The organism is Azospirillum sp. A1-3, assembly GCF_023806445.1.
Lineage (GTDB): Bacteria > Pseudomonadota > Alphaproteobacteria > Azospirillales > Azospirillaceae > Azospirillum.
In genome coordinates, this window is record NZ_JAMSLU010000004.1 from 265569 (window position 1) to 291421 (window position 25853).

17 protein-coding genes are annotated in these 25853 nt (G+C 70.2%); 12 read left to right on the forward strand and 5 right to left on the reverse strand.

Features of this window, described 5'->3' with window-relative positions:
- Window positions 1-46: 46 nt before the first annotated feature.
- The gene (locus M5E06_RS22600; RefSeq protein WP_252140113.1) at window positions 47-1000 is read right to left on the reverse strand and encodes a hypothetical protein; all 954 of its coding nucleotides are present in this window, start codon (window positions 998-1000) and stop codon (window positions 47-49) included.
- A gap of 234 nt (window positions 1001-1234) precedes the next feature.
- On the opposite strand from M5E06_RS22600, the gene M5E06_RS22605 reads away from it, so the two are divergent.
- Window positions 1235-1426 (forward strand): hypothetical protein, encoded by a 192-nt coding sequence (locus M5E06_RS22605; protein WP_252140114.1) that lies wholly within the window; start codon window positions 1235-1237, stop codon window positions 1424-1426.
- Window positions 1427-1555: 129 nt separating this feature from the next.
- On the opposite strand, the gene M5E06_RS22610 is transcribed toward M5E06_RS22605, so the two are convergent.
- The 3 genes from M5E06_RS22610 to ptsP form a co-directional block, all read right to left on the reverse strand.
- Complete coding sequence (locus M5E06_RS22610) at window positions 1556-3337, reverse strand: PTS fructose transporter subunit IIC (RefSeq protein ID WP_252140115.1); 1782 nt, start codon at window positions 3335-3337, stop codon at window positions 1556-1558.
- A 70-nt stretch (window positions 3338-3407) separates the two neighbouring features.
- Entirely contained in the window at window positions 3408-4370 is a 963-nt protein-coding gene (gene pfkB, locus M5E06_RS22615) for a 1-phosphofructokinase (RefSeq protein ID WP_252140116.1), read from the reverse strand.
- Window positions 4367-6898, reverse strand: coding sequence for a phosphoenolpyruvate--protein phosphotransferase (gene ptsP, locus M5E06_RS22620; RefSeq protein WP_252140117.1), 2532 nt, complete (start codon window positions 6896-6898; stop codon window positions 4367-4369). The genes pfkB and ptsP overlap by 4 nt, the downstream gene beginning before the upstream one ends.
- Before the next feature lie 273 nt (window positions 6899-7171).
- On the opposite strand from ptsP, the gene M5E06_RS22625 reads away from it, so the two are divergent.
- From M5E06_RS22625 to M5E06_RS22675, 11 genes are all read left to right on the forward strand, one after another.
- The gene (locus M5E06_RS22625) at window positions 7172-8185 is read left to right on the forward strand and encodes a LacI family DNA-binding transcriptional regulator (protein ID WP_252140118.1); all 1014 of its coding nucleotides are present in this window, start codon (window positions 7172-7174) and stop codon (window positions 8183-8185) included.
- Between the two features lie 608 nt (window positions 8186-8793).
- Window positions 8794-10161, forward strand: coding sequence for an oligosaccharide flippase family protein (locus M5E06_RS22630; protein WP_252140119.1), 1368 nt, complete (start codon window positions 8794-8796; stop codon window positions 10159-10161).
- 29 nt (window positions 10162-10190) lie between these two features.
- A complete protein-coding gene (locus tag M5E06_RS22635; RefSeq protein ID WP_252140120.1) occupies window positions 10191-12041 on the forward strand; it encodes a glycosyltransferase in 1851 nt (616 codons plus the stop codon).
- Complete coding sequence (locus M5E06_RS22640) at window positions 12038-14182, forward strand: hypothetical protein (protein WP_252140121.1); 2145 nt, start codon at window positions 12038-12040, stop codon at window positions 14180-14182. The genes M5E06_RS22635 and M5E06_RS22640 overlap by 4 nt, the downstream gene beginning before the upstream one ends.
- 75 nt (window positions 14183-14257) lie before the next feature.
- Entirely contained in the window at window positions 14258-16582 is a 2325-nt protein-coding gene (locus tag M5E06_RS22645) for a GumC family protein (RefSeq protein WP_252140122.1), read from the forward strand.
- A gap of 68 nt (window positions 16583-16650) precedes the next feature.
- A complete protein-coding gene (locus M5E06_RS22650) occupies window positions 16651-17808 on the forward strand; it encodes a glycosyltransferase (RefSeq protein ID WP_109153806.1) in 1158 nt (385 codons plus the stop codon).
- Complete coding sequence (locus M5E06_RS22655) at window positions 17805-18797, forward strand: glycosyltransferase family 2 protein (protein WP_252140123.1); 993 nt, start codon at window positions 17805-17807, stop codon at window positions 18795-18797. Before M5E06_RS22650 ends, M5E06_RS22655 begins: the two co-directional genes overlap by 4 nt.
- Window positions 18794-20341 (forward strand): O-antigen ligase family protein, encoded by a 1548-nt coding sequence (locus M5E06_RS22660; RefSeq protein ID WP_252140124.1) that lies wholly within the window; start codon window positions 18794-18796, stop codon window positions 20339-20341. Before M5E06_RS22655 ends, M5E06_RS22660 begins: the two co-directional genes overlap by 4 nt.
- Window positions 20326-21513, forward strand: a complete 1188-nt coding sequence (locus M5E06_RS22665) for a glycosyltransferase family 4 protein (RefSeq protein WP_252140125.1) — start codon at window positions 20326-20328, stop codon at window positions 21511-21513. The genes M5E06_RS22660 and M5E06_RS22665 overlap by 16 nt, the downstream gene beginning before the upstream one ends.
- Window positions 21514-21523: 10 nt before the next feature.
- The gene (locus M5E06_RS22670; RefSeq protein ID WP_252140126.1) at window positions 21524-22789 is read left to right on the forward strand and encodes a glycosyltransferase family 4 protein; all 1266 of its coding nucleotides are present in this window, start codon (window positions 21524-21526) and stop codon (window positions 22787-22789) included.
- Window positions 22786-24462 (forward strand): DUF2190 family protein, encoded by a 1677-nt coding sequence (locus M5E06_RS22675; protein WP_252140127.1) that lies wholly within the window; start codon window positions 22786-22788, stop codon window positions 24460-24462. Before M5E06_RS22670 ends, M5E06_RS22675 begins: the two co-directional genes overlap by 4 nt.
- 10 nt (window positions 24463-24472) lie before the next feature.
- Here M5E06_RS22675 and M5E06_RS22680 read toward each other — a convergent pair whose 3' ends face one another.
- Complete coding sequence (locus M5E06_RS22680) at window positions 24473-25675, reverse strand: glycosyltransferase family 4 protein (protein WP_252140128.1); 1203 nt, start codon at window positions 25673-25675, stop codon at window positions 24473-24475.
- Between the last annotated feature and the right edge of the window lie 178 nt (window positions 25676-25853).

Consider the following 25853-nt stretch of genomic DNA (forward strand, 5'->3'; position numbering starts at 1 on the left):
AGTTGGCGATTGGGTGAAGGGCTGAAGGAAGCTCTGCGGCCGGCGATCACGGCGAACCGGTCGCGGGTTCGCGGATCATCTCGAAGGTCTCGTCCACCCGCAGCGAGATCGGGGCGAAGCGGCGGCGGACCAGCGACATCATGCGGGGGAACATGGTGCCGAACATGGCGATGGAGGTCGGGCCGAAGGCGGCCACCTGCCGGGCATAGGCATGCCAATAGGCCCCGACCAGCATTCCCGTATGCCAGAGCGACCGCGCCAGATAGGCGCTGCGGTAATCGATCGCCGGCCGGTCGCGATAGCCGTCGAGCGGCACGCTTTCCGCCCGCTCCGCCAGCACCCAGCCGACCAGCACACCCTGCCGCCGCACCGCGATGGAACAGGCAGGCTCGATCCGCTCGGCACGGACATCGGGATGCATCAGCGGATGATGGTCGGGCTCTGCCGCCAGCGCGGCGATGGCGCCACGGTCGTCGACGTCCGGCGTCCGCCAGGGATCGAAGCTGAACCCGTCGGGATCGCGCAGCCGGCCGGTCAGCGACGGCCAGCGGCCGACCGCCTCGACCATCGGCGCCGCCTCTCCGATCGCCCGGACATGGATCAGGCGCGGCGCAGTCCAGCCGGCCGCCGACAGGGTCGCTGCGAGCGCGGCGCGTTCCGGCAGCTTGTCCGAAAAGGCGGTGACCAGACCGGTGGCGCCCGCGGCGGCGGCGGCCCTCCCCCACCCGGCGGCAAGGGCCCGGCCGATGCCGCGGTTGCGCAGGCTGCGCGCGACCGTCAGCGACAGCAGCCTTGCCCCATCCTCCTGGATCTGCCCAAGCGCCAGCCCGGCCGGCAGCCTGCCGACCGTGGCGCCAACGGCCACCCATGGCGGCTCCAGTTGATCCAGCACCGGAGCCAGCCGGGGAAAACCGAGAGTGGCGAATGCGGTGGCATTGCCGGACAGCGGCGCGACGCGAAGGCCGGCGATGCCGCCGTTCGGCGCCGTGACATCGTTCATCCCAACCCGATCCTTCACGCCAGCGATCCCGATCATGCGCACTCTTGAAGAGATGTAGACCCTGCGAAGTCCGCTGGACAATCCGGATGCTCTCTAACCATTATGCGTGCGAAACAAAGGGGTGCAAGCAATAAGCGGTGTCAGGACTGACATGGAACTGTTTCAGCTCCACAACAAAAATTCTTGTCTTTCAACGCTGGCGCGCATGCCGAAGCCTCCAGGGCAAGGGATTCCATGAGCCGGACTGAAGCAGGACCGCAGGGTGCCGAACGGCTGTTCCGCCGCAAGGCTCTGGAGCGGCTTACGACAACCGAGGATTTCGACCAGCCGCCGACCCTGGTCAGCCCGCGCGGGTTGCGGCTGCAATTGGCGCTCGCCATCCTTTGCATTCTGGCGGCGGTGATGGTCCTGGTCGTCGGCGCCTGAACCAGGTCAAATGAAACCGACGGCCCGGTGAAAGCTGGCGCGGAAGCTTGAGCAAAAAGAAGGCCCCTCCCCGCGGGTGCGGAAAGGGGCCAGGGTCGGGAGGACGCCCGAGAGGAAACGGAGTGACGGTCAGGCGTGCACGCCGGCCCCCTGGACCGCCGGCTTCGGCGCCGCCGCGGCAGCGGCGATCGGCTTTTTCAGGAGGCGCAGCGCCAGGGCGGTCACCACGGTGCCGACCACCAGGGCCGCCACATAGCCCAGCAGATGCGTCACCGCATTCGGGATCGGCAGGACGAAGATGCCGCCATGGGGCACCTTCAGCTCAGCCCCCACCGCCATCGAAATGGCGCCGGTCAGCGCGCCGCCGATCATCAGCGCCGGGATGACGCGCAACGGATCGCGGGCGGCGAAGGGAATGGCGCCTTCGGTGATGAAGGCGATGCCCAGGACGGCGGCGGCATTGCCGGCCTCGCGCTCCTCATGGGTGAAGCGGTCGGCGAACAGCTTGGTGGCGAGCGCCAGACCCAGCGGCGGCACCATGCCGGCGGCCATCGCGGCGGCCATCGGGGTGTAGACCTGCGACGCGATCAAGCCGGTGGAGAAGGCGTAGGCCGCCTTGTTGACCGGACCGCCCATGTCGAAGGCCATCATCGCGCCGATCAGCAGGCCGAGCAGGATGGCGCTGCTGCCCTGCATGCCCTTCAGCCAGGCGCTCATCCAGGCCAGCGCCTCGGCGACGGGCGTGCCGACGACATAGATCATCAGCAGGCCGGTCAGCAGCGATCCCAGAAGCGGCAGGATCAGCACCGGCTTCAGCCCTTCGAGGTTGCGGTGCAGCTTGATGTGACGGTTCAGGAAGGCGGTGCCGTATCCGGCGATGAAGCCGGCGACGATGCCACCGAGGAAGCCGGCGCCGATGCTGCCGGCCAACATGCCGCCCACCATGCCGGGGGCGATGCCAGGGCGGTCGGCGATGGAATAGGCGATGTAGCCGGCCAGCGCCGGCACCATCAGGGCGAAGGCCCCCTTGGCGCCGATCTGGAACAGGGCATAGCCCAGCGTCCCGGCGTTGGACTCCTCATAGACGTAGATGCCGCCCAGCGCGAAGGCGAGCGCGATCAGCAGGCCGCCCGTCACCACGAAGGGCAGCATGAAGGACACGCCGGTCATCAGATGCTTGTAGGGGCCGGTGCGCTGGGCCGACCGCTCCGCCTTGCCGGCGGCGACCGCATCGGCCAGCGGGGTCGCGCCGCCCGAGGCACCGCCGGCTGCGCCATGCATCTTCGCCTCCGCCAGGGCGCGGTTGACCAGGGCCTTGCCGTCGTTGATGGCGGGCTTGGTGCCGCTGAGGAACACGCGCTTGCCGGCGAAGCGGGACAGGTCGATCTGGGTGTCGGCGGCGATCAGGACGACGTCGGCCTCACGGATCTCCTCGTCGGTCAGCGTGTCGCGCGCACCGACGGAGCCCTGCGTCTCCACCCGGACCTTGTGGCCCAGCGCGGTCGCCGCCTGCTGGATGCCCTCGGCCGCCATGAAGGTGTGGGCGATGCCGGTCGGGCAGGAGGTGATGGCGACGATCCGGCGCGGCGCCGATGCCGCCGGAGGAGCAGCGGAACCGAGCACGTTCCCCAGCACGGCGCCGGGATTGCCCAGCACCTCGTCCAGCGAAGCGGAAACGCGCTTGACCGCGCCGAAGCGTCCCTCCTCCAGATCGCCGCCGCCGACGAGCACCACGCCGTCCGCCGCCGCCAACGCCGCCGCGTCGAGCGGCGACTGGATGCCGAGGCTGGTGCGGATTTCCACTTGGATGCGGTGGCCGGCCGACGATGCCGCCTTGCGCAACGCTTCGGCGGCCAGAACCGCCTGGGTGGTGAGGTCTCCCGCCGCGATCACGGCCAACAGGTTCGCCATTGTTTCCTCCTGGCGGGTTCGCGCCCGCGCCTGTCACTGTATTGAAGTCCGTCGGATGCTTTCGGCAGGTTCAGTCGAGCCGGCTCAGCGTTACCTGCGCGGCGAGCGCCCGCACCGTCGCCGGATCGGGCAGGTTGGGGCCGAAGCAGCCGAGCTTGGCGCCGGCGAAGGCCACCGACAGCCGGGCCACATCCTCCAGCCCGCCATCCTGCTGGAAGGCGGCGATCAGCCCCGCCACCATGGCGTCACCCGCCCCGACGGTGCTCAGCGCCTGGACCGGCGGCAACCGGCCATGCAGGGCGCGGGCGCCATCCACGAAGAGAGCGCCGTCCGTCCCCAGCGACACCGCCACCACCGACACGCCGCGCCGCTGCAGTCCACGCGCGGCGTCCAGAAGGTCGGCATCGGTCGGCAGCGGCCGGCCGGCCCAATCCTCCAGCTCGTGCCGGTTGGGCTTGATGCAATGGGGCAGCGCGCCGGTGGAGGCCAAGGCGGCTGCGAGCGGCGCCCCACTGCTGTCCAGCACCACGCGGGCCCCGGCCGCCGCCAGATCGGCGGTCAGGATGGCATAGGTGTCGGTGGGCAGACCGTCCGGCAGGCTGCCGGCCAGCAGGACCGGGATGCCCGGCTCCACAAGCCGGCGAACCGTCTCCTGCACCCGGCCGAGCGCGCCGGGATCGGCGGTGAGGCCCGGCAGGTTGATGTCCGTCGTGTCGTTGGCCGCAAGATCGGCGATCTTGATGTTGACGCGCGTTTCGCCCGGTAGCCGCAGGAAGGCGTCGGCGATGCCCTTCGCCTGGAACAGCGCCTCGAACGGCGCCGCGTTGCCGGTGCCGAGCAGTCCGGTGGCGACCACCGGCGTCCCCCAGTCGGCAAGGCAGCTCGCGACGTTGACGCCCTTGCCGCCGGCATTGTGGCGCACCGCCTTGGCGCGATGGACGCTGCCGGGCTTCAGCGCATCCACCGTGATGGTCTGGTCGATGGCCGGGTTCAGCGTGACGGTGACGACAGGCTTGGTGGCGGCTTTCGTCATGATACGTCCCCCTCCAGCGCCCGCACCTCGTCGGAGGATTCGCAGTCGAGCGCCCGCTGGGCCAGCGCCTGCAGACCCGCGAGGTCGCTGTCGCGCAGCCGGTCCTTGACGCCGGGGATGTCGCGCGGGGTCATCGACAGCTCGCGGACGCCGAGGCCGGCCAGCAGGGCGGCGCCGAACGGATCACCGGCGATGCCTCCGCAGACGCCGACCCAGCGGCCATGCTTCTCGGCCCCCTCGACCGTCATGCGGATCAGGCGCAGCACCGACGGGTGCAGGCTGTCGGCCTCTGCCGCCAGTTCGGGGTGCTGGCGGTCGACGGCCAGCGCGTATTGCGTCAGGTCGTTGGTGCCGATGGAGAAGAAATCGACATGGCGGGCCAGCACGTCGGCCTGGATGGCGGCGGCCGGCACCTCCACCATGATGCCGAGCGGTACAGCCGGGGCGTCCAGTTCCGCCCGGATGCGGTCGCAGACCGCGCGCAGAGCCTCGATCTCGCGCAGCGTGGTGATCATCGGGAACATGATCAGCAGCGCCCCCGGCTTCGCCCCCTTGGCGGCGCGGTAGAGGGCGCGGACCTGCGGTTCCAGCAGTTCCGGATGGCGCAGCAGCAGCCTGGCGCCGCGCACGCCGAGGAAGGGGTTCTCCTCATGCGGCAGCTGCAGGTGCGGCACCTGCTTGTCGCCGCCGATGTCGAGCGCGCGGACGATCAGCGGACGGCCGTCCAGCGCCTCCAGCATGGCGCGGTAGGTCTGGTACTGCTCCTCCTCGCTGGGGGCGTCGCCGCGCTCCAGGAACAGGAACTCGGTGCGCATCAGGCCGACACCTTCGGCTCCCTGCGACAGGGCGACAGGCACCTGATCGGGGCGGTTGACGTTGGCGCCGATCTCCACCGTGTGGCCGTCGCGGGTGCGGGCAGGCAGGCCCCGCCGCTCCTCCTGATGGGCCTTCTTGACGCGCTGCTCCTCGATCCAGCCAAGCGCGGCGGCCAGGGCGGTGTCGGGCGGGTCGAGGTACAGGCGGCCGGACTGGCCGTCGAGGATGGCGGTCGTGCCGTTGGCAAGCTCGGTCAGCGCGCCGCCGCCCGCCACCATCGCCGGCAGCCCCAGCGTGCGCGCCAGGATCGCGGTGTGGGAGGTCGGTCCGCCCTGCGCCGTCGCCAGACCGATGACGCGGCCCATGTCGAGCGCGGCGGTGTCGGACGGCGACAAATCGTCGGCGACCAGGATGCAGGGGGTGTCCGGCAGGTCGCGAATGGAGCCGCCGCGCATGTCCGGATCGATGCGGGTCAGCACCCGGCGGCCGACATCGCGCAGATCGGCGGCGCGGCCGGCCAGCACCGGGTTGGGGTTGGCGGCCAGCTTGGCAGCGCTGCGCTCCACCGCCTCGTTCCACGACCAGCCGGGACCATGCCCCTCCACCATCAGCTGGCAGGCGAGCGTGATCAGGTCGGTGTCGTTCAGCAGCTCCGCTTGCGCGGCGAAGATACCCGCTTCGGCGGGGCCGAGCCGGCGGGCGGTGTCGTCGGCCAGCGCCTTCAACTGCTGGCGGGTCAGGTTCAGCGCCTCGTGCAGGCGGTTGCCGCCCTCCAGCAGCGGGGCGGGCCGGTCGGGAACCGTCAGGTCGGCCTTCGGCATCACATGCACCGGCCCGATGGCAAGACCGGGACTGGCACCGATACCGGCGACCACCGGCATTTCGCGCCCGGCCATGGGCGGCGGGGTCCAGCCCTGCACCACGGCCTTCGCCTTGCGCGCCGCGGCGGCGGCGTCCGCCTTCTCCCGCGCACTGAGGCCGGTGATGGTGGCGCGCAGGCGGTTCAGCACCGCGCGCGCATCGGGACCGTCGGCGGACACCGTGATGCGGTCGCCGGGGCGCAGGCCAAGCTGCAGCAGCGCCACCAGCGTCTTGCCGTCCACGGCCTCGTCGCCATGACGGACGCGCACCCGGCCGGAAGCCGCTCGGGCGGTCTCGACCCAGGTGGCGGCTGGGCGGGCATGCAGGCCGGTCGGGTAATCGACCACCCATTCGAAGCTCTCGGCGAGGTCGCCGGCCTCTGATGCGGGCGTGGCCGGGGCGGCGGTCTCGTCCGACAGGGCGGCGGCGAGATCGGCGGGATCGGTGGTGGTGAACAGGGCATTCAGCCGCGCCTCGTCCTGCATCAGGCGGGTCAGGCGGCGCAGGATGGCGATGTGGGCATCGGACTGGGCGGCGATGGCGACGACCAGCCGGGAGGTCTGCCCATCGTTCCAGACCACGCCGTCCGGCACCTGCAGGATGGCGATGCCGTTGCGGCGGACCAGATTGCGGTCGTCCACCATGCCGTGCGGAATGGCGACGCCATGGCCGAGGAAGGTGTTCGCCACCGATTCCCGGCGGATCATGCTGTCGGCATAGGCGGGGTCGATGCAGCCCGCGGCGATCAGCAGCTGCGCCGCCTCGCGGATCGCCGCCTCCTTCCCGGCCGGGGCGGCGCCCAGGCGGATCAGATCGGGGGGAAGGCTCAAGGGGTGCGTGTCGGTGGCCATGGCAACCGTCTCCTCCGCGTGTTCTTGTCTGTCCTCTTGATCCTCAGTGAAAACGATTACAGGCGGACTGTCAACGGCTGCCGCAATGCAGCATCGGCACTTTTTCAGCAGAGCGTCTTGTCAAGCGGGCTGAAATGGGGAATGCTCCGGTCACCGCATTGGAAACGTTTTCAGAAAAACATCCTCGCCCCAACCCGCTCTGGTCAGGCCGGGCCGCGCACGGCTAAGATCGCCTCCCCTTACGGGGCACCCCCTACCACCACTGGTTTGCAGATGAACGCCTCCGGCAAGACCGCCAGCATCAAGGACGTGGCCCTGGCTGCCGGCGTATCGGTCGCCACCGTGTCGCGCGTACTGAGCAACGGCCCTGTCAGCGAAGCGTTGCGCAAGCGGGTGGAGGACGCGGTGCGCGCCACCGGCTACCGCCCCAACCTGTCGGCAAGGCGGCTGCGCTCTCAGCATTCGCAGACCATCGGGCTGGTGGTATCGGACATCCGCAACCCCTTCTTCACCGCCGTCAGCCGCGCGGTGGAGGATGCGGCCTATCGCGCCGGCATGCGCGTGATCCTGTGCAACAGCGACGAGAATCCGGAGCGGGAGGAGCTGTACCTGCGCCTGATGCAGGAGGAGCGGATCACCGGCCTGATCTTCGCCCCGACCCGCGCGACGCTCGACCGGCTCGACACGCTCGACCTCGACTTTCCCGTCGTGCTGATCGACCGCAACGCGCCGACCGCCCGCCACGACGCCGTGGTCCTGGACAACCCGCGCGCCGCGGCAATGTTGGTTGAGCATCTGCACGCCCAGGGCTATCGCCGGATCGCCGGCCTGTTCGGCAACACCAGCACCACCGGCCAAGAGCGGTACGAGGGCTATCGCACCGCCATGTCGGCCCGCGGACTGGCGCCGGCCGCCCGCTTCCTCGCCCCCCATGCCGACGCGGCGGAGGCCGCGGTGGTGGACTGGATGGCGGAGCCCGACAGGCCGGAAGCCTTCATCGTCAGCAACAGCCTGTTCCTGATGGGCGTGGTGAAGGCCGCCCGCCGGCTGAAGCTGTCGATCCCCGACGGGCTGGCGGTGGCCGGATTCGACAATGAACCCTGGACGGAACTGGTCGGTCCCGGCCTGACCGTCATCGAGCAGCCGGTGCAGGACATCGGCCAATCGGCGATGGCCCTGCTGTTCGAACGGCTGGAAACGCCGGACCGTCCCCGCCGCCGCCTCATCCTGGGCGGCACCTGCATCGTGCGCGGCTCAACCGCCGCGCGGATGGCCGACGCTGACTGAAACGGCGGCACTGAACCGGCGCGTCCTGCGGCGATTGGGCTAGCGGCCCCGACTGCAACCTTTTGTGGATCAGCCTGACCGGCCGGACATTGGGGCCCGCATCGAACGGGCTGCGGCACCGCCACCGCACCCGGCAGCGAAACGCAACCGCGCTTCCCCCTCTCCTCTCGTGTGCCGCCGGTCCGGCAACGGACTACTCCCGATGCCGGAACATGGGCGTCGCTGATAACCAATGCCCGAAAGATACGCTAAGACTCCCAGTTCCCGGCAACGGACGATCAAAGAAAAATACTCCCCCGGTGTGCGGGAAGAACAGTTCCGAAAGCGGCGTTGACCGTCGCCCAACACCCCACTACCGTTCAGTTTGCAATGCACAACAAAAATGCTCGCCTGAGCTAATAACGGCGCCCAAAGATCGCTGTTCCACTCTGCGGCAATTTTTATGGTAACCAAGTAATTGTTGTGACATTCAACTAATTCTTGGTGACGTTCATGACCCATGATGGTCTCCCCTGGTGGGGACCGGCCTGCCGACAAAACAAGAAGCACGAATCCGGGGGAGGACTCAGTGCGCACACTTCAGGGACTTCGACGGGGGTGAAGGCGCGATGCTGAAAGGTCTGACCGGACGCAAGGCGGCGGCGAAGGGGGGCGGTTTCGCCCGGCATGGCGTGACGACTGTACTCGTCACCGCCGCCACGATGGCGCTCGGACTGCTGACGGGAATCCTCGTCGCCCGCACCATCGGTCCGGAGGGGCGGGGGGAGCTGACCGCCGTCCTCACCACCATTCAGATGCTGGGCTGGCTGTTCGCCATGGGCTGCGGCAAGGCGGTCACCTACGCGCTGTCGCGGGACCATTCGGCCGGCGGCCGGCTGCTGAGCACCTGGACGCTGATCCTGCTGCCGCTGGCGGCGCTGGCGATCGGCACCGGCTATCTGCTGCTGCCGCTGCTGCTGGCCGCGCAGCCGATTGAGACGCTGGAACTGGCGCGCCTCTATCTGCCCATGATCGCCATGGCCCTCCTGGCGGAGCTGATGCTGGGGCTGATCCTGGGCGATCAGGATTTCCGCAGCTTCAACGCGCTGAACTTCATCCAGCCGGCCGGCGTCGCCACGCTCTACGCCGTCCTTTGGGCCGCCGGTCACTTCACGGTGGAGGCCGCCGTCATCGTGCAGGCGGCGATGAGCACGCTGGTGCTGGTCGTGGCCACGGTCCTGCTGGTCCGCCGCCACGGGATCGGCCGTCCCAACCCGGCGCTCGGCCGGCAGACGCTCTGGTATGCGCTGCGCACCCATGGCGACGTGGTGGGCGGCGTCATCACCCAGCGGCTGGACCTGCTGATCATCCCGGCCGTCCTGCCGGCAAAACAGGTCGGGCTCTACGCCCTGGCGACCAGCCTGTCCTGGCTGATCGTCAGCCTGTCCAGCGCGCTGGCCACCGTCGTGATGCCCGCCGCCACCCGGCGGGGCCAGTCGGGGCGGGCGCTGGTGCTGAACAGCCTGCAGGTGACCTTCGCCATCGGCGGGCTGCTCGGCGGCGGGCTGTTCGTCTTCGCCGACATTGCCATCAGGCTGGTCTACGGCCCGTCCTTCGCCGACAGCGCGCTTCCGCTGCGGCTTCTGCTGCCGGGCGCCGTTCTCTACGCCGCCGCCTCGATCCTGCTGAACGGGCTCTATGCGGAGAACCGACCCTTCACCGCCACCATGGCCAACCTGCTGGGCATGCTGGTCACGCTGGGCGGCCTGCTGCTGTTCCTGCGCAGCGGCGGGATCCTGGCCGCTGCCATCGTCTCCACGGTGGCCTACACGCTGGTGTTCGCCACCGCGGCGATCCTCTACCGCCGGGAGACCGGACTGCCCTGGCGCGTCTTCCTTCCCGACCCGGCGGTGCTCGCGGCATTGCCGCGGCGCCTGATCGCACTCGCCAAGCCGCCTCCGGTGACCGCCGCTCCGGCCGGACCCGCAGGCAAATGACAGAACCTACAGGATTTGGGGGATCCACAATGCGACTGTCGCTCTTGACGCCCGAATACCCACCCGGCGAGAAGCTCGGCGGTATCGCCACCCACACCCACACGATGGCCCGTGCGCTGGCGCGGCTGGGCCACACCGTCCAGGTGGTGACCCCGTGGAAGGCCGGCGGCCTGCCGGCCGGCACCACCATCGAGGACGGCGTGACGGTGAACCGCGTCGATCCGGGGCCGCACCTGCATGCGGTCGTGGACCGGTTCCGGACCAACCGCCGGCTGGCCGACGCCGTCCGCGCCTTCCGTCCCGACGTGGTTCATGCCGCCGAGTTCGATGCCGACGCCTGGTGGCTGACCCGTTTCAGCACCATTCCCGTGGTGACGCGGCTGGCGACGCCGACCGGGCTGGTGATGGACACCAACACGCAGCCCTGGGTGCCGCACACCCATCTGCTGAACGCGCTCGAACGCGACCAGACCAAGCGCAGCGCGGCGATCTACGCCTCCACCCGCGCCATCGCCCGGCGGGTGGCCGATTACTGGCGCATCCCGCCGGAGCTGGTCCAGGTCATCCCCAACAGCATCGATCTCGCCGCGGTGGCGGCGAACCGGACGGCCGAGCCGCCGATGACGCTGCCGAAGCGCTTCATCGCCTTCTTCGGGCGGCTGGAGGGACGCAAAGGCATCGCCACGCTGGGCCGTGCCATTCCCGGCGTGCTGGCCGCCAACCCCGACCTGCATCTGATGATGATCGGCGGGGAGGACGTCGCGAGCACCGCGATCATCGACCAGTTCCGCCGCGACGTCGCGCCGGTGGCCGACCGGGTCCATTTCACCGGCGCCCTGCCGCGCAACGATGCGCTGGCCGTGGTGGCGCGGGCGGAGATGGCGGTCGTCCCGTCCCTGTGGGAGAGCTTCGGCTTCGTGGTGGTGGAGGCGATGGCGCTGGGCGTGCCGGTGGTCGCCAGCGACTGCGGCGGCTTCCCGGAAATCATCGAGCATGGCCGCACCGGCTGGCTGGTCCCGCCGGGGGAGGCGGAGCCGCTGCGCGATATGCTGATCGCCCGGCTGGCCGACCCCGAGGGGCTGAAGGCCGTCGCCGCGGCGGGGCTGGAGCATGCGAAGAGCTTCGACGTCGACACCGTCGCCGCCCAGGTCGCCGCCCTGCTGGAGAACGCCAAGGCGGAGCGGTCGCAGGCCGCAGGCTCCGGCATCTACAACAACGGCTATCGCCGCCATTTCCGCCCCGACCACCCGACCACCCCCTTCTACCGCATCTATGACGAGAAGCGGCGCGCGGTGGCGGCGGAGCTGGAGCGGCTGCCGCGGATGCGCATCCTCGATGTCGGCGGCGGATACGGCCGCATCACCGGCCCCTTCGCCGGCCGTCACGACGTGACGCTGGTCGACATCTCGCACGAGATGCTGGCCGAGGCGAAGGAGCGCTTCCCGGCCCTGACCGTCCAGCAGGCCGACGCCCGCAAGCTGCCCTTCGCCGACGACAGCTTCGACCTCGTCATCGCCATGGATTTGCTCTGCCACCTGCCGGACCTCGAAGCCGGCGTGCGCGAGCTGCAGCGGGTGGTCAAGCCCGGCGGGCGGATCGTCTGCGACACCACCAACGCCAACCCGCTGTGGGTGATCGCCTATCCCGGCTACTACCGCTGGCGGCCCGACCGGCTGCTGGCGACCATGCGCTGCCACGGCGTCCTGCCGGAATGGAAGGCGCTGGTCCGCCACCATAGGGCGCCGGAAATGCGCAAGGCCATCGCCGCCACCGGCCTGACCCTGCAGAAGACCGAACATTTCGGCCCGCCGGGGGTGGCGAAGTGGCACCTGTGGTGGTGCCGGCGCGGCGGCAAGGGCACGGAGGGGCACGCATCGTGACCAAACCGCCCCTGCTCCTTTTCCTCGCCCACGGCGGCGACCCGCACCGCGTCGCCATGGCGCCGGTTCTGGCCGCCGCGGCGGAACGCGCCGGCTGGGCCTTCGACCTCTATTACGACGGGCGGCGCAGCGGTCGCCATTTCGGCGGCTGGGAGGACGGCAACCGCACCGAAGCGACCGGCACCGGCAGCCTGATGGCCGGCGGCCGGCACTTGGACCATGCGCTGTGGCTGACCACCCGCTACCGCGTCGTGGCGCTGGGCGATCCGGCTTCCCCGCTGTGGCCGGTGGTAGAGGCAGGGGGCGAATCCGCCCTGCGCAGCACCGACCCCGCCGCGCTCTACGAGGCTGCCTTCCGCCTGCTGGAGCAGCCGATCCCGGCAGAGGTCGCGGTGCTGGACATGGCGCCGCAGACCCCGCTCGGCATCGTCGCCGCGCCGTTCCTCTACCCGCAATTGATGGCGAAGCCCTGCCTCGGCATCGATGTCGGCGCCGACGCCGGGCTGCGGCAGCGGCTGGAGACGCTGGGCGCCCGCCATTTCACCGGCCATTGCGTCGACCCGGTGCGCGCCCGCCACTTCCCCGGCGGCCTCGACGCGGTCGAAGGCAGGGTGGCGGGGGAAAGCTATGCCAGCTTCAGCGCCGCGCTGGCCCACCGCCATGCCGGCTGGGGCCGGGGAACGCTGCTGGGCGATCCCGATCTGATCGCGGCGCAGCTGCCGCTGGCGGCGGCAAAGCGTCTGCTGCCGCTCTATGGCCGGCCGCAGACCGACGTGATCGAGCGCGCCGCCGACCTGATCCGCAACGGAGCCGATCCGGTCTATGGCCGGCAGTTCGACGACCACGACTTCTTCGCCCTGGGCCGCCTGGGCCGCGGGCTGCAGATCGTCGATCCCGATCCGCCCTTCGCCAGCACGGCCGACGTGCCGCTGCGCATCGCGGAGCCGCCGCGCCCCTTCACCGATTACGAACCGGACGACGCCACCCTGCGCCGCTGGGCGACTGAGGGGCGGGTGCTGACCACGCTGGTGCTGTGGTCCGGCATGATCCGTGAACTGCACTGCATCCCGCGCATCCTCGATCTGGTGGCGGCGACCGGCCTGCGTTGCGGACTGGTGGTCACCGTCGACAGCCTGACCCAGTCCAGCCCCGCCGACCTCGCGCTGCTGTCGGTGCCGGAGGAACGCGGCGGCGTGCTGGGCCGGGTGGAACTGCTGCTGGGCAGCACCGGCCGTGGGGTCTGCGCCGAAGGCGAGATGCCGAGCGACGAACTGGCCCGCCTGCTGACCGACGCCCGCGCGGAAATGGCGACCATGCTGCCGCCGGGGCTGATGCCGCGCGGCTGGTGGCCGCTGGTCGACTCCCCCCTGGTGCCAGGCCGCACCCCGCGTTTGCATTGGGAGGAGGGCCGGCCCGTCCTGCGCATCTCGCCCCGTCCGCGCCCGTCGGAAACCCCGGCGGCCAGCGTTGAGGCCGCGACGGAGGGCACGCCCCGCAAGGCGCCGACACGGGCCGGGGCTCCGGCCATGGACGCCCGGCGCCTGATCGGCAATGCGCTGCGCCGCTACCGGCTCGACCGTTTCTATGAGGCGTGGCGGCCCTATGACAGCGCCCGCCCCGGTCCCCTGCGGCGGGAGGTCGCCGCCGCCGTCCGTTCCGCCGGCTTCGACTACATGTGGACCAAGGCCGCCTTCGGTTCGGCGGAACCGGCGCTGGTCGACGGGGAGTTCGTGGCCCTGCCCTTCACCGCCGGCGATTGGGATGGCTGGTCGCCCTTCTACACCATCCGCAACACCGCGCAGGTGCGGGCGGCCGAACGCCGCCTGACCCGCAGCGGGCGGCCGGAATGGCTGGCGTCCAACATCGATTCCATCCTGTGGATGCTGCCGGGCGAGGTGCTGGAGAAGGGGCGCGCCCTGTTCCAGGTCGCCCGGCTCGTCGCCGGCGGCGGCGGGACCGGCACGCTGGTCAACGTCACGCCCAACACCGTCGCCCGCTATGCCCGCATCCTGGCCGAGATGAAGGCGGGACGGGGCACCCCCGCAAACCCGGAGCTGCCGGCGGAAATCCGCGGCGACCCGGCGCCGGACGCCCCCTCCGCCCCCCGCCAGCCCACCCGTGACCCGGCAGAGGTCGCCTGAACCATCGGTCGCCGGAACCATCGCGGCCGCATTGCACCTCCGCGCACCGTTTGTCGAGATGAAGGAGTTCAGCCCATGGACGCACCGGAACACCGATTGCCGCCAGGCACGGCCGGTATCCCCTCCGGCTTTGTCGCACCGCCGGTCGGAACGGGCGCCGACAAGGTCAACGTAGGCCGTCTGGTCCAGACGCTGTGGCGCCAGAAATGGCTGATCCTTGGGCTGACCGCGGTGCTGTGGCTGCCCGCGGTGCTGCTGATCAATGCCATGACGCCGCTCTACAGCGCCTCATCCGTCGTGGTGATCGATCCGCATACGAACCGGGTCATCAACATCCCCTCGGTGTCGGAACCGATGGGAATGTTTCTCGACACCGTCAACACCGAGGTCGAGATCCTGCGGTCCCGCGATCTCGCCCGCCGGGTGGTGGAGATGCTGAATCTCGGGAAGGAGCCGGAATATGCCGCAACTCCCGACAAGCCCGGCCTTCTGACCCCCTTGATGGAGGAAGGCCGCGCCCTGCTGACGGATGTGGCGTCCGATCTTCCCGAACCGCTGTCCGCCCTGCTGACGCCGGCCGCGCGCCCGCCCGCTCCGACCGGCAGTGCCGAGGAGAAGGAAACCGCCCGCCTGATCTACGCCTTCCAGAAGAACCTGCGCATCAACCCCGGCGTGCAGTCGCGGGCGATTCGCATCACGGTCGAGGCCAAGGACCCGCAGCTGGCGGCCCGCGCCGCCAACGCCGTCGCCGACGCCTACCTCGCCATCCAGGTGGAGGCGAAGCGCAAGGCCACCCAGAACGCCAGCGAGTGGCTGCAGAGCCGATTGGACGAGCTGCGCCAGGACATGACCACCACCGGCCGCGCCGCCGTCGAGGCGATGCGCGCCGAAACCGGCATGGCCAAGGGCCGCGATGCTCCCCTGGTGAATGAGGAGATGTCGGCGCTCAATGCCCAACTGGCGGAGGCGCGCACCGCGCTGACCAATGCCCAGGGCCGGCTGCGCCAGTTGCAGTCCGTCCAGCCCGGCAATCCCGAATCGCTGACCGGCGCCGATATTGGCACCGACCCGCTGATCACCGGCCTGCGCCAGCGTCAGACGGCGCTGAGCGCCCAGTTGGCGGAGTTGCGCGCCCAATATGGCGACCGTCACCCGGCGCTGGCGCGACCCGCCGCGGAGCTGCGCGAACTCAATGCCGCCCTCGCCACCGAGGTGGATCGCGTGATCCGCAGCCTGCGGGGCGAGGTGGAGCAGCAGATCGCCAAGATCCAGAGCCTGTCCCGCCGGCTGGAGGCCCTGCGAACGGAATCTTTCGACAACCTGCAGGCGGACGTGCGGCTGCGCGAGCTTCAGCGGCAGGCCGACGCATCCGACGACAACTATCGCCGCGCCGTCACCCGCCTGAAGGAGACCCAGGTGCTCCAGGCGCTGGAGATGACGCCCGACGTGCGCATCGTGTCCTCCGCCGACGTCCCGGTGGGGCCGGTCGGGCCGGGCAAGTCCGTGCTGGCGGCGTTGGCCGCGGTGGTCTGCGGCGCCATCGCCACGGGCATCGCGCTGGTGCGGACCGCCAGCCAGCGCGGCGTCTACAGCTCCCATCAGGTGGAGGCGGTTCTGGGGCTTCCGGCGGTCGGCATCGTGCCACTGCTGGGCCGGATCAAGCGGTACACCGGCTCCGACGCCAAACGCGATCCCTATTCCAACACCGGCGGCGGCGAATTCGCCGAGGCGGTCTGGCGGCTCTGCGCACGCCTGCATCTGGTCCGCACCGGCGCCGAGCCGGCCACGGTCAAGGGCGGCGAGGTGGTGATGCTGACCTCGTCGGTCGCGGGCGAGGGAAAGACGACGCTGGCGGTGGCGCTGTCCGCCTTCCTGGCCGACACCGGCCGCCGGGTCGTCATCGTCGACTGCGACACCCGCCGCCCCGCCGTGCACCGGCTTCTCGGCGGCACCCGCCCGCCCATGGGGCTGACCGACCTGCTGGAAGGCGATGCGACGCTGGATCAGGTCGTGCAGATCGACGACCGCCGCCGGGTGTCGGTGATCGCCGCCGGCCGGCCGGTCGAGCGCCCGCAGATCCTGTTCGGCTCCAAGGCCATGCTGTCGCTGCTGGTGGAGCTGTCCGAACGCTACGACGTCGTCGTCCTCGACACGCCGCCGGTGCTGTCGGTGTCCGACGCGCTGATCCTGGCGCCGTTGGCCGACCGTGTCCTCTACGTCGTGCGCTGGGCGCGCACCGCCACCAGCCTTGCCAGCGCCGGCATCAAGCAGGTTCGGCAGGTCGGCGGGCGGATCGGCGGCGCGGTGCTGTCGATGGTCAACGCCCGCGACCACGCGAACCTGGAATACGGCGCCCGTCCGCCCAGCGGCCGTTCGTACCGCCTGCGCCGCATCGCCTGAGCGGAAGCATCCAGAACCCAAAAACCCTCGGCCCAAGTGAAGGCCTGCCCCTTGCCGGAGGACCCACAATGAAAGTCGCGATCGTCCATTACTGGCTCGTCGGGATGCGCGGGGGGGAGAAGGTTATCGAAGCCCTGTGCGAGCTGTATCCGGAGGCCGACGTCTTCACCCACGTCTACCGGCCGGAGCGGATCTCCCCGATCATCCGCAGCCATCAGGTCACCACGACCTTCATCGACCGGCTGCCAATGGCCCACCGGATGTACCAGAAGTACCTGCCCCTGATGCCGCTGGCGCTGGAGCAGCTCGACCTCAGCGACTATGACCTCGTCATCAGCAGCGAATCCGGCCCGGCGAAGGGGGTGCTGACCCGGCCGGACGCGCTGCACGTCTGCTACTGCCACACGCCGATGCGCTATGTGTGGAGCGGCTACCACGATTACCTGCACTCGGCCGGGCCGATCGTCCGGCCGCTGATGCCCTATGCCATCCACCGGCTGCGGCAATGGGATCTGGCGACGGCGGCGCGGGTCGACCGCTTCATCGCCAATTCGGAAACGGTGGCGAAGCGCATCTGGCGGGTCTACCGCCGCGATTCCACCGTCATCAACCCGCCGGTGGAAACCCGGCGCTTCGCCACCGCGGAGCCGCCTGGCGATCATTACCTGTTCGTCAGCCAGCTGGTGTCCTACAAGCGGGCCGACGTGGCGATCGAAGCCTTCAACCGCATGGGCCGCAAGCTGGTCGTGGTCGGCGAGGGCGAGGAATACCGGCGGCTGAAGCAGATGGCCGGGCCGACGGTGGAGTTGCTGGGCCATTGTTCCGCCGAGGAGCTGGACCGGCAATATGCCGCCTGCCGCGCCCTGATCTTCACCGCCAACGAGGATTTCGGCATCGTGCCCGTCGAGGCGATGGCCGCCGGCCGGCCGGTGATCGCCCTGAATCGCGGCGGCGCGACCGAGACGGTGAGGGACGGGCTGTCGGGCCTGTTCTTCGACCAGCAGACGCCGGAAGCGCTGATCGAGGCGGTGCAACGCTTCGAAGCGCAGGAACGCCGCTTCAACCCCACCGTCATCCAGGCCTACGCCGCCCGCTTCGACCGTGCCGTGTTCAAGGCACGGCTGCGTGAGACCATCGACAGCTGGATGAACGGCGAGGAACCGGCCCTGGCCCCGGCGCGGGCCGCCGCAAACGACGCCCGCGGGCGGGAGCTGGCCCCGGCATGAGCGTGACCATGAACCCGTCCTCCGCGGCCCCCGCCGCGCCCGATGCCGCCGAACGTTTGGGCGTCACCGTGATCGTCCCGACCTATCGCCGGCCGGACCAGCTCGCCGGCTGCCTGGACGGTCTGGTCCGGCAGACGCTGGCACCGGTCCAGGTGGTCGTCACCGTGCGCGACACCGATCCGGAGTCCGCCGAGGTTGCCCGGCGCTACGCATCCACCTTGCCGGTCGAGGTCGCCGATATCGACGTGCCGGGGCAGGTGGCGGCGATCAACCGCGGCATGGATCATGCCCGCGGCGACATCGTCGCCATCACCGACGACGACGCCGTTCCCCATTGCGACTGGGTCGAACGGATCGAGGCCTGGTACCGCGCCGATCCCCGCATCGGCGGCGTCGGCGGCCGCGACCATGTCTATCACGACGGCGTGCCGGAAACCGGGGAGGCCCAGGTCGTCGGCCGGCTGCAATGGTTCGGCCGGGTCATCGGCAACCATCATCTGGGTGTCGGCCCGGCTCAGGACGTGGACGTTCTGAAGGGCGCCAACTGGAGCTTCCGCCGCGCGGCGATCGACGGCCAGCGGCTGAACACCCGGCTGCGCGGCAGCGGCGCCCAGGTCCGCAACGAGGTGGATTTCTGCCTGCGGCTGTCCCGCCAGGGATGGCGGCTGGTCTATGACCCGCTGGTGGCGGTCGATCATTTCCCGGCGGTGCGCTTCGACATCGATCAGCGCGGCGCGAACCACTTCCACCCGCTGGCGCAGGAGAACGCGACCTTCAACGACACGCTGGCCCTGATGGCCCATTTCGGCCCGGCCAACCGCGCCGCCTTCGCCGCCTGGGCCATGCTGGTGGGGACCTGCGAGTTTCCCGGACTGGCGCAATGGGCACGGCTGACGCTGCGCGGCGACCGCCATGCCGGGGCGAAGCTGCGCGCCACGGTGCGCGGCCGGCTGGAGGGGATGCGCGACTGGCGGGAGACGGCGGCATGACCTTCGCCACCACCGGCTTCGAGCATGGCCATCACAGCGTGGGCCATCACGGCACGGCCCATCATGACACCGGCCACCACGGCATGGGCGGCCTGCCGTCGCTGAACAGAATGGCGGCACCGGTCTTCTGGTTTCTGGTGGCGGTCCCGGTCCTGATGGGCAAGGCCGGTGTGCTGGAAATCGTTTTTCCCATTGGGGCGGTGGCCGTCGGCGCCCTGCTGGTGACGCGCGACCCCGCCCGGTTCGCCGCCTTCACGTGGTGGCTGTGGTTCCTGACGCCGGAAGTGCGCCGGCTGGTCGATTACCAATCGGGCTGGAGCGTCATCAGCCCGATCATGGTGACGCCCTTCGTCGTCGGCGCCATGAGCTGGCTGGTGATCGCACAGTATCTGCCGATGCTGCGCTACCGTGCCTATTTCGGTTTTGTGCCGGTGATGCTGGGGATCTCCTACGCCTACGTCAACGGCATCACCCAGGCGGGCGTGGCGGCGGCGACCTTCGCCCTGCTGAACTGGCTGATCCCGGTGACGCTGGGGCTCTACGTCGCCCTGCACTGGCCGATCTACCCGCAGATGCGCGACGCGGTGCTGCGCGCCTTCGTCCTCGGGCTGGCGCTGGTCGGCGGCTACGGCCTGATCCAGTATTTCATCATGCCGGCCTGGGATGCGCGGTGGCTCCTCAATGTCGGGATGACCAACCAGGGCTTGCCGCTGCCGATGCAGGTGCGGGTGTTCAGCACGATGAACTCCTCCGGCCCGCTGGCCTTCCTGCTGGTCACCGGGCTGGCCCTGCTTCCCGCCGCCCGCGGCGTCCTGGTGCCGGTCGCCGGCGCCCTGGCGTTGGGCTCGCTGCTGCTCAGCCTCGTGCGCGCGGCCTGGCTCGCCGGACTGTTCTCCTTTGCCTGGCTGATGCTGACCATGCCCGGCCGCCACCGGATGCGGCTGATCGCGGTCGGCGTCGGGCTGGTCCTGTGCTCCCTGCCGCTGCTGAGCGTGCCGAAGGTCAATCAGGCCATCGTCTCCCGCTTTGACACGCTGAATTCGATGGAGAGCGACCGCAGCTTTCAGGACCGGCAGGAATTCTACGTGACGTTCCTGTTCTATGCGATGACCGAGGTGCGCGGCGCCGGGCTCGGCACCATTGACACCGCGACAAAGCTGACCAACGAGGACGGGCACCTGGGAATTCTGGCGAATTTCGACAGCGGCATCCTGCGTGTGCCCTATGAGCTGGGCTGGCCCGGCGCGTTGGGCTATGTCGCCGGCCTGATCGCGCTGACGGCCGGGATGCTGCGCCGTGGCGGCGCCCCGCCCGACCCGTTCGCCCGCTGCGCCGAAACGGCGGCCCTGACGATGCTCGGCTGCATGGTGTTCGAACACACGTTGGTGAAGGTCACCGGCGTCGGCTTCTGGTTCTTCCTGGGCATGGCGATGGCGGCCAAGAATTACGGGCTCGCCAGCCTGCAAGGCGCCGCCCCGGCGCCCGTCCATCAATTCGCCCCCGCCCATCACTTCCAAGAGGACAAGCAATGGACGGAAGCCTGATCCTGCCCGGCGCCCTGTCTGGGAAGATGCGGGAAGCCAGCGTGCTTCAGCTTGGGCTGGGCTGGTTTCCGGAGACGCATGGCGGGGCGGAGAACATGTTCTACCACCTCGCCCGTTACCTGCCGCAGCAGGGCATCGCCTTTTCCGGGCTGGTGCTGGGCACCGTTTCCCAGACGCTGGACAATGGCGCCCGCATCGACAGCTTCGCACCGCCGACCGCCTCGCTGCCGCGCCGGGTGGCGGCGGCCCGGAGCGCCATCGCCGAGACGCTGCGCCGGCAGGCGCCCGACCTCGTCGCCGCCCATTTCGCGCTGAACATGGTGGGCGCCCTGCCCGCCTTGCGCAACCGGCCGCTGGTCGTCCATTTCCACGGCCCCTGGGCGCTGGAAAGCGCCGCCGAGGGCGCCGGTCCCCTGGCGGTGCGGCTGAAATTCATGGTGGAGCGGTTGGTCTATCGCCGCGCCGCCCGTTTCGTCGTCCTGTCGCAGTCCTTCGCCACCATCCTGTCCGAACGCTATGGCGTCCAGCCGGAGCGCATCCACCGGGTGCCCGGCGGCGTCGTTGCCGACCGCTACGACCTTGCCGACAGCCGCCTTCAGGCGCGCGCCCGCCTCGGCTGGCCGCAGGGGCGCCCCATCCTGCTGACGGTGCGCCGGCTGGTGAAGCGCATGGGGCTGACCGCACTGGTCGACGCCATGGTGGAGCTGCGCCGTCGGGTGCCCGACGTTCTGCTGGTCGTCGCCGGGCGCGGACCGGAAGCGGCGGCGCTTCAGGACCGTATCGGCGCGCTGGGGTTGGAGGAGCATGTGCGGCTGCTGGGCTTCGTTCCCGACGCGCATCTGCCGCTCGCCTACCGTGCCGCCGACCTGTGCGTGATGCCCTCGCAGGCGCTGGAGGGCTTCGGCCTGACCGCGCTGGAATCGCTGGCGGCCGGCACGCCGGTGATGGTCACGCCGGTCGGCGGCCTGCCCGAGGTGGTGGAGGGGCTGGACGGCGACCTCGTGCTGGCGGGGACCGACGCACGCTCCATCGGCATCGGCCTTGCGGAGGCGCTGACCGGCGTCCGCCGGCTGCCGGACGCCGACGCCTGCCGGGCGCTGGTGCGCAGCCGGTTCGACTGGCCGGTCATCGCCGCCCGCACCGCCGCCGTCTATCGCGGCGCCCTGCAGTGAGAATCCCGCGATGAGCACGATCGTCATCCTCTGCGACCATGCCCACCCCAACGGCGGGCTGGCGAAGGTCGCCATCGCCGGCGTCGTCGGGCTGGCCCGGCGCGGCCACCGGGTCCATTTCTTCACCGCCGTCCCGCCCATCGACCCCGCCCTGCTGACCGATGGCATCACCGTCCATTGCCTGGAGCAGCCCGATCTGAAGGGCAATGCCGACCGCGTGCAGGCGGCGCTCCGCGGCATCTGGAATCGGGAGGCGGCACGCGCGCTGGAAGGCCTGCTCGGCGGCTGCCCGGCCAACGACACGGTGGTCCATATCCATGGTTGGGCCAAGGTGCTGTCGCCCAGCGTCTTCCCAGTCTGCCGGAAATCCGGCCTGCCGGTGCTGCTGACCCTGCACGACTATTTCCCGCTCTGCCCCAACGGTGCCTTCTTCGTCTTTCCCGAGGGCGTCAACTGCCCGCACCGGGCGCTGTCCACCGGTTGCCTCGCCACCGACTGCGACGCCCGTGCCCGGCATCACAAATGGTGGCGGGCCGCCCGCCATGCGGCGGGGGCACTGGCCGGCGGCTTCACCGGCGGCATGGCGCTGGTGACGCTCAGCGACCTGCAGCGCACAGTGATCGCCCGGCATCTGCCGCCCGGCACCGTCACCCTGCCCGTCCCCAACCCGGTTGAAGTTGAGGATCGCGGACCCGCACCGGTCGCCGGCAACCGCCCCGTGCTGTTCGTCGGCCGCCTGTCGCGCGAGAAGGGCGCCGCTCTGTTGGCCGAGGCGGCGGCACAGGCCGGCTGTCCGGTGCGCTTCGTCGGCGACGGCGACGAGTCGGCCGCGGTCCGCCGACTGAACCCCGATGCGGAGCTTGCCGGCTGGCTGCCGCCCGACGCCGTGCTGGAGGAGGTGCGGCGGGCGCGGGCCTTGGTGGTTCCATCGCTGTGGTACGAGACGTTCGGGCTCGCCGCCTATGAAGCGCTGGCGAACGGCGTTCCCATCATCGTCAGCGACAATTGCGCGGCGGCGGAGGCGGTGCTGCCGGGAGAGAACGGTTTCCTGTTCCGCAGCGGCGATGCCGCCGACCTCGCCCGCTGCCTCCGACTGCTGTCCCACGACGCGGAGGTGGAGCGGATGGGCCGCAACGCGCATGACGGGTACTGGCGCGCGCCCTTCACGCTGGACAGCCATCTCGACCGGTTGGAGCAGGTCTATCGCGCAGCCCTCAGCGATGGCATCGGTTCGCTGGGCCGGCTCGACCGGCGATCCCGGGCCTTTGCGCCATGAGCGGCGGTCCCGGCTGCCGCATCGGCAGGCGCGCGCTGCTGGCCGCCGCCCTCGCTCTGCCCGCCGCCCAGACGCCCGCCGCCGCACAAGCCGCTCAGGACAAGCCTTTGCGCCCGACCCCCGACCCGCCGCCGAGAAACGGCCAAGCCCTGTCGATCCGCGAACGGGGCGCCTTCGGCGACGGGCGCAGCCATCCTTTGTCGGAGCGTTACAAGAGCCTGGAGGCGGCACGGCGCGTCCATCCGCATGTCCGTTCCCTGGAGCAGGAGTGCGATTGGGCGGCTCTGCAGGGTGCCGTGCTGGAACTGGCGCGCAGCGGACAGGGCGGGACGGTGCTGGTGCCGCCCGGCCATTACCGGCTGGATGGCGAGATCGTCCTGCCCAACCTCGACCGCTATGACGACGCCTTCAACGAGGTGGAGATCGTCGGCGCCGGCATGCGTGCCTCGCTGCTGTCCTGGCCGGTGGATCTGGGCCCCGGACGCTTCGCCATCCGGGCCGGCAGCCGGAATGGCGCGCGCGACGACGACAAGGGCTATCAACGCAGCCGCATCGCGCACATCAGCCTGCGCGGGCCGAAGCCCGGCAACCGGCCGGGCGATCCGCCGCCGGGCATGGACGGGCTGGCGCTGACCTCCCGCTTCCTGCTGGAGCGGGTCGGGGTGTTCGGCTTCCGCGCCGGGGTGGATGTCTGGCGCGACCATTCCTCGCTGATCTCCTGCCAGCTGACCAAGAACCACATCGGCGCCTATTGGTCGGCGGGGACAGACAGCTTCGGCGATCACCTGTTCCTCGACACCGACCTCGCCGGCAACACGCTGGCCTCCATCGCCGTGTCGCCGGAGAACGGCATCGACCATTCCAGCTTCATCTCCTGCCATTTCGGCTTCTCGCCCTACGCGATCCTGGCGGAGGACGGGCCGGCTCAGCGGACCTTCCTGTCCAACAACAAATTCCTGGACTGCGCCTTCGAGGCCTGCGGCAACGGCTGGATCCAGGGGCCCATGGCGGAGATGTACGGCAATGTCCTGATCGGGTGCAGCGGATCGCTGCTGCCGGCCTATCGCTTGGCGAAGCGACCCGTCGCCGGTCTGATCGTGGTGCGGGCGCTGGAGCGCAACCAGTTCACCGGCGGCAGCGCCAGCTTCGGCGACGGCACCAACGACCGCGCCGCCGACATCGAGACCGCCGCCATCGTCGCGGCTTCGGCCGTCGGCAACCGGTTCGACGATGCGGAACGGCTGATCCGCCTCGGCCGCGACGGCTTCGCCCCGGCTCTCGCCGTCTCCGGCACCTGCCGCGCCAACCGGTTCGAGGCGTTGGACTGCTCCGGCGAGTTCCGCAAGGTCGGTGCCGGCGGCGTCGATGCCGGCAATCTGGTGCAGCGCGACTACGACCGGGTGCGCCGGCTGGAGCCCGACCGCCCGGCCGACGGCGTCGCCCTGACCTCGGCCTCCGCCGGCGGCGTCGTTCCCGTCGCGACCAGTGGAACCGTCCCGGTCGGCAAGACCCGCGCCGCCATCCGCATGGGCACCGTCCTGCGTCCCGGCAGCGGCACCCCCCAGCGTGTCGATCCCACCCCCGGACCGGCGGCACCGGTCGGCATCGCGGTGGCGGACGCAGCGCCCGGAACCGACAGCGTGGTCATGGAGCTGAGGCTGGAATTGCGGTAAGGACGGCGGGTCAGGACGCCGACCCGGCCAACAGCCGCCGCCCATCGACCGGCTGATCCACCGGCCCAAGTTCCTCCAGCAGATCGGCATACTGTCCGGCCGTCACCGACCAGTCCTGGCTCTCCGCGATGCGGCGGCCTGCCTCGCCCATGCGGCGGCGCAGTGACGGGTCCGCAGCAAGATCGTGCATCGCCCGCACCAGATCCCCATGCGCGTCCGGGTCGTCCAGCAGGATGGCGGCGTCGTCCTCCAGCAGACGGCCGGCGCCGGCCAGCCGGGTGGTGACGACCGGCAGACCGCTGGCCGCCGCCTCCAGCAGGACGAGACCGAAGGGTTCATAGCGGGTTGGGAAAACGAACAGGTCGGCCGCCCGCATCAGCGCCGCCACGTCGCGCCGGTGGCCGAGGAAGCTAACCCGGTCCTCCACCCCGAGCGCCCGCGCCATCGCCGGGAACGGCCCGCCCTGCTCATCGCCGACCACCGCCAACGCCAGATCGGGCACCTCGGCCAGCGCCCGCAGCACCCCATCCAAATTCTTGCGGTCGCTGCGGGCATCGCCGACGAACAGCGCCACCGGACGGCCGGGCGGCAGGCCGAACAGCATCGGATCGGGCGTGCCCGGACGGAACTCCCGGACATCGACGCCATTGTCGATCACCCGCAGCCGGGCAGGCTCGATGCCGTCCCGGCGCAGTTCGTCCGCAACGGTCCGTGAGACGGCCACCAGCCGTCCGGCGCGGCGGAAGCTCCAGCGCTCGAACCCGACATTCAGCAGGGTGTAGAGCGCGCGATAGAGCGACAGCGGCGAAACGCCCTTGCGGATCGGATGGGTGGCGGAGCGCATCCAGGCGGAATGGACGAAATGCACGGCATTCACGTCCGACCGCGCCCAGCTGACGAAGCCGTTCACCACCACACGATCAATTCCTGACTGGCCAATCCCCGCCTGCCGTTCCCGCGCCAAGGCCCGGCTCGCCCTCCAGGCGAACAGCTGGTCCTTCGCCAACTGCGTCGGCACACCGCCGCCGCTGACCGGGACCCAGCGCAAGCGGGGATGGCGCGCCAGTTCCTCCGCCAATTCCGACGCGATGGCGACGACCTCATGCCCGCGGCGGAGCAGTTCGTCCACCACAACGGCGTTCACGCGCCCTTGTCCGTCATGCCGGACGATCTTCTGCGTGACGACGGCGATGCGCAGGGAAGCGGTGCGCATGGAACGATCTCCTGCCCGGCCTGATCGGCGGTATTTGCGGCGGTTCGTGCCGAAGTGGACCACGGCGCCGGCACCCACGCCAAACAAACGAAAGATACGGACGCCACACAACAGGCTTAAGACTGCCGTTGTCTGACTCATTCCTTCAGACACTAAAACATTCGCGGACTCAAAATCG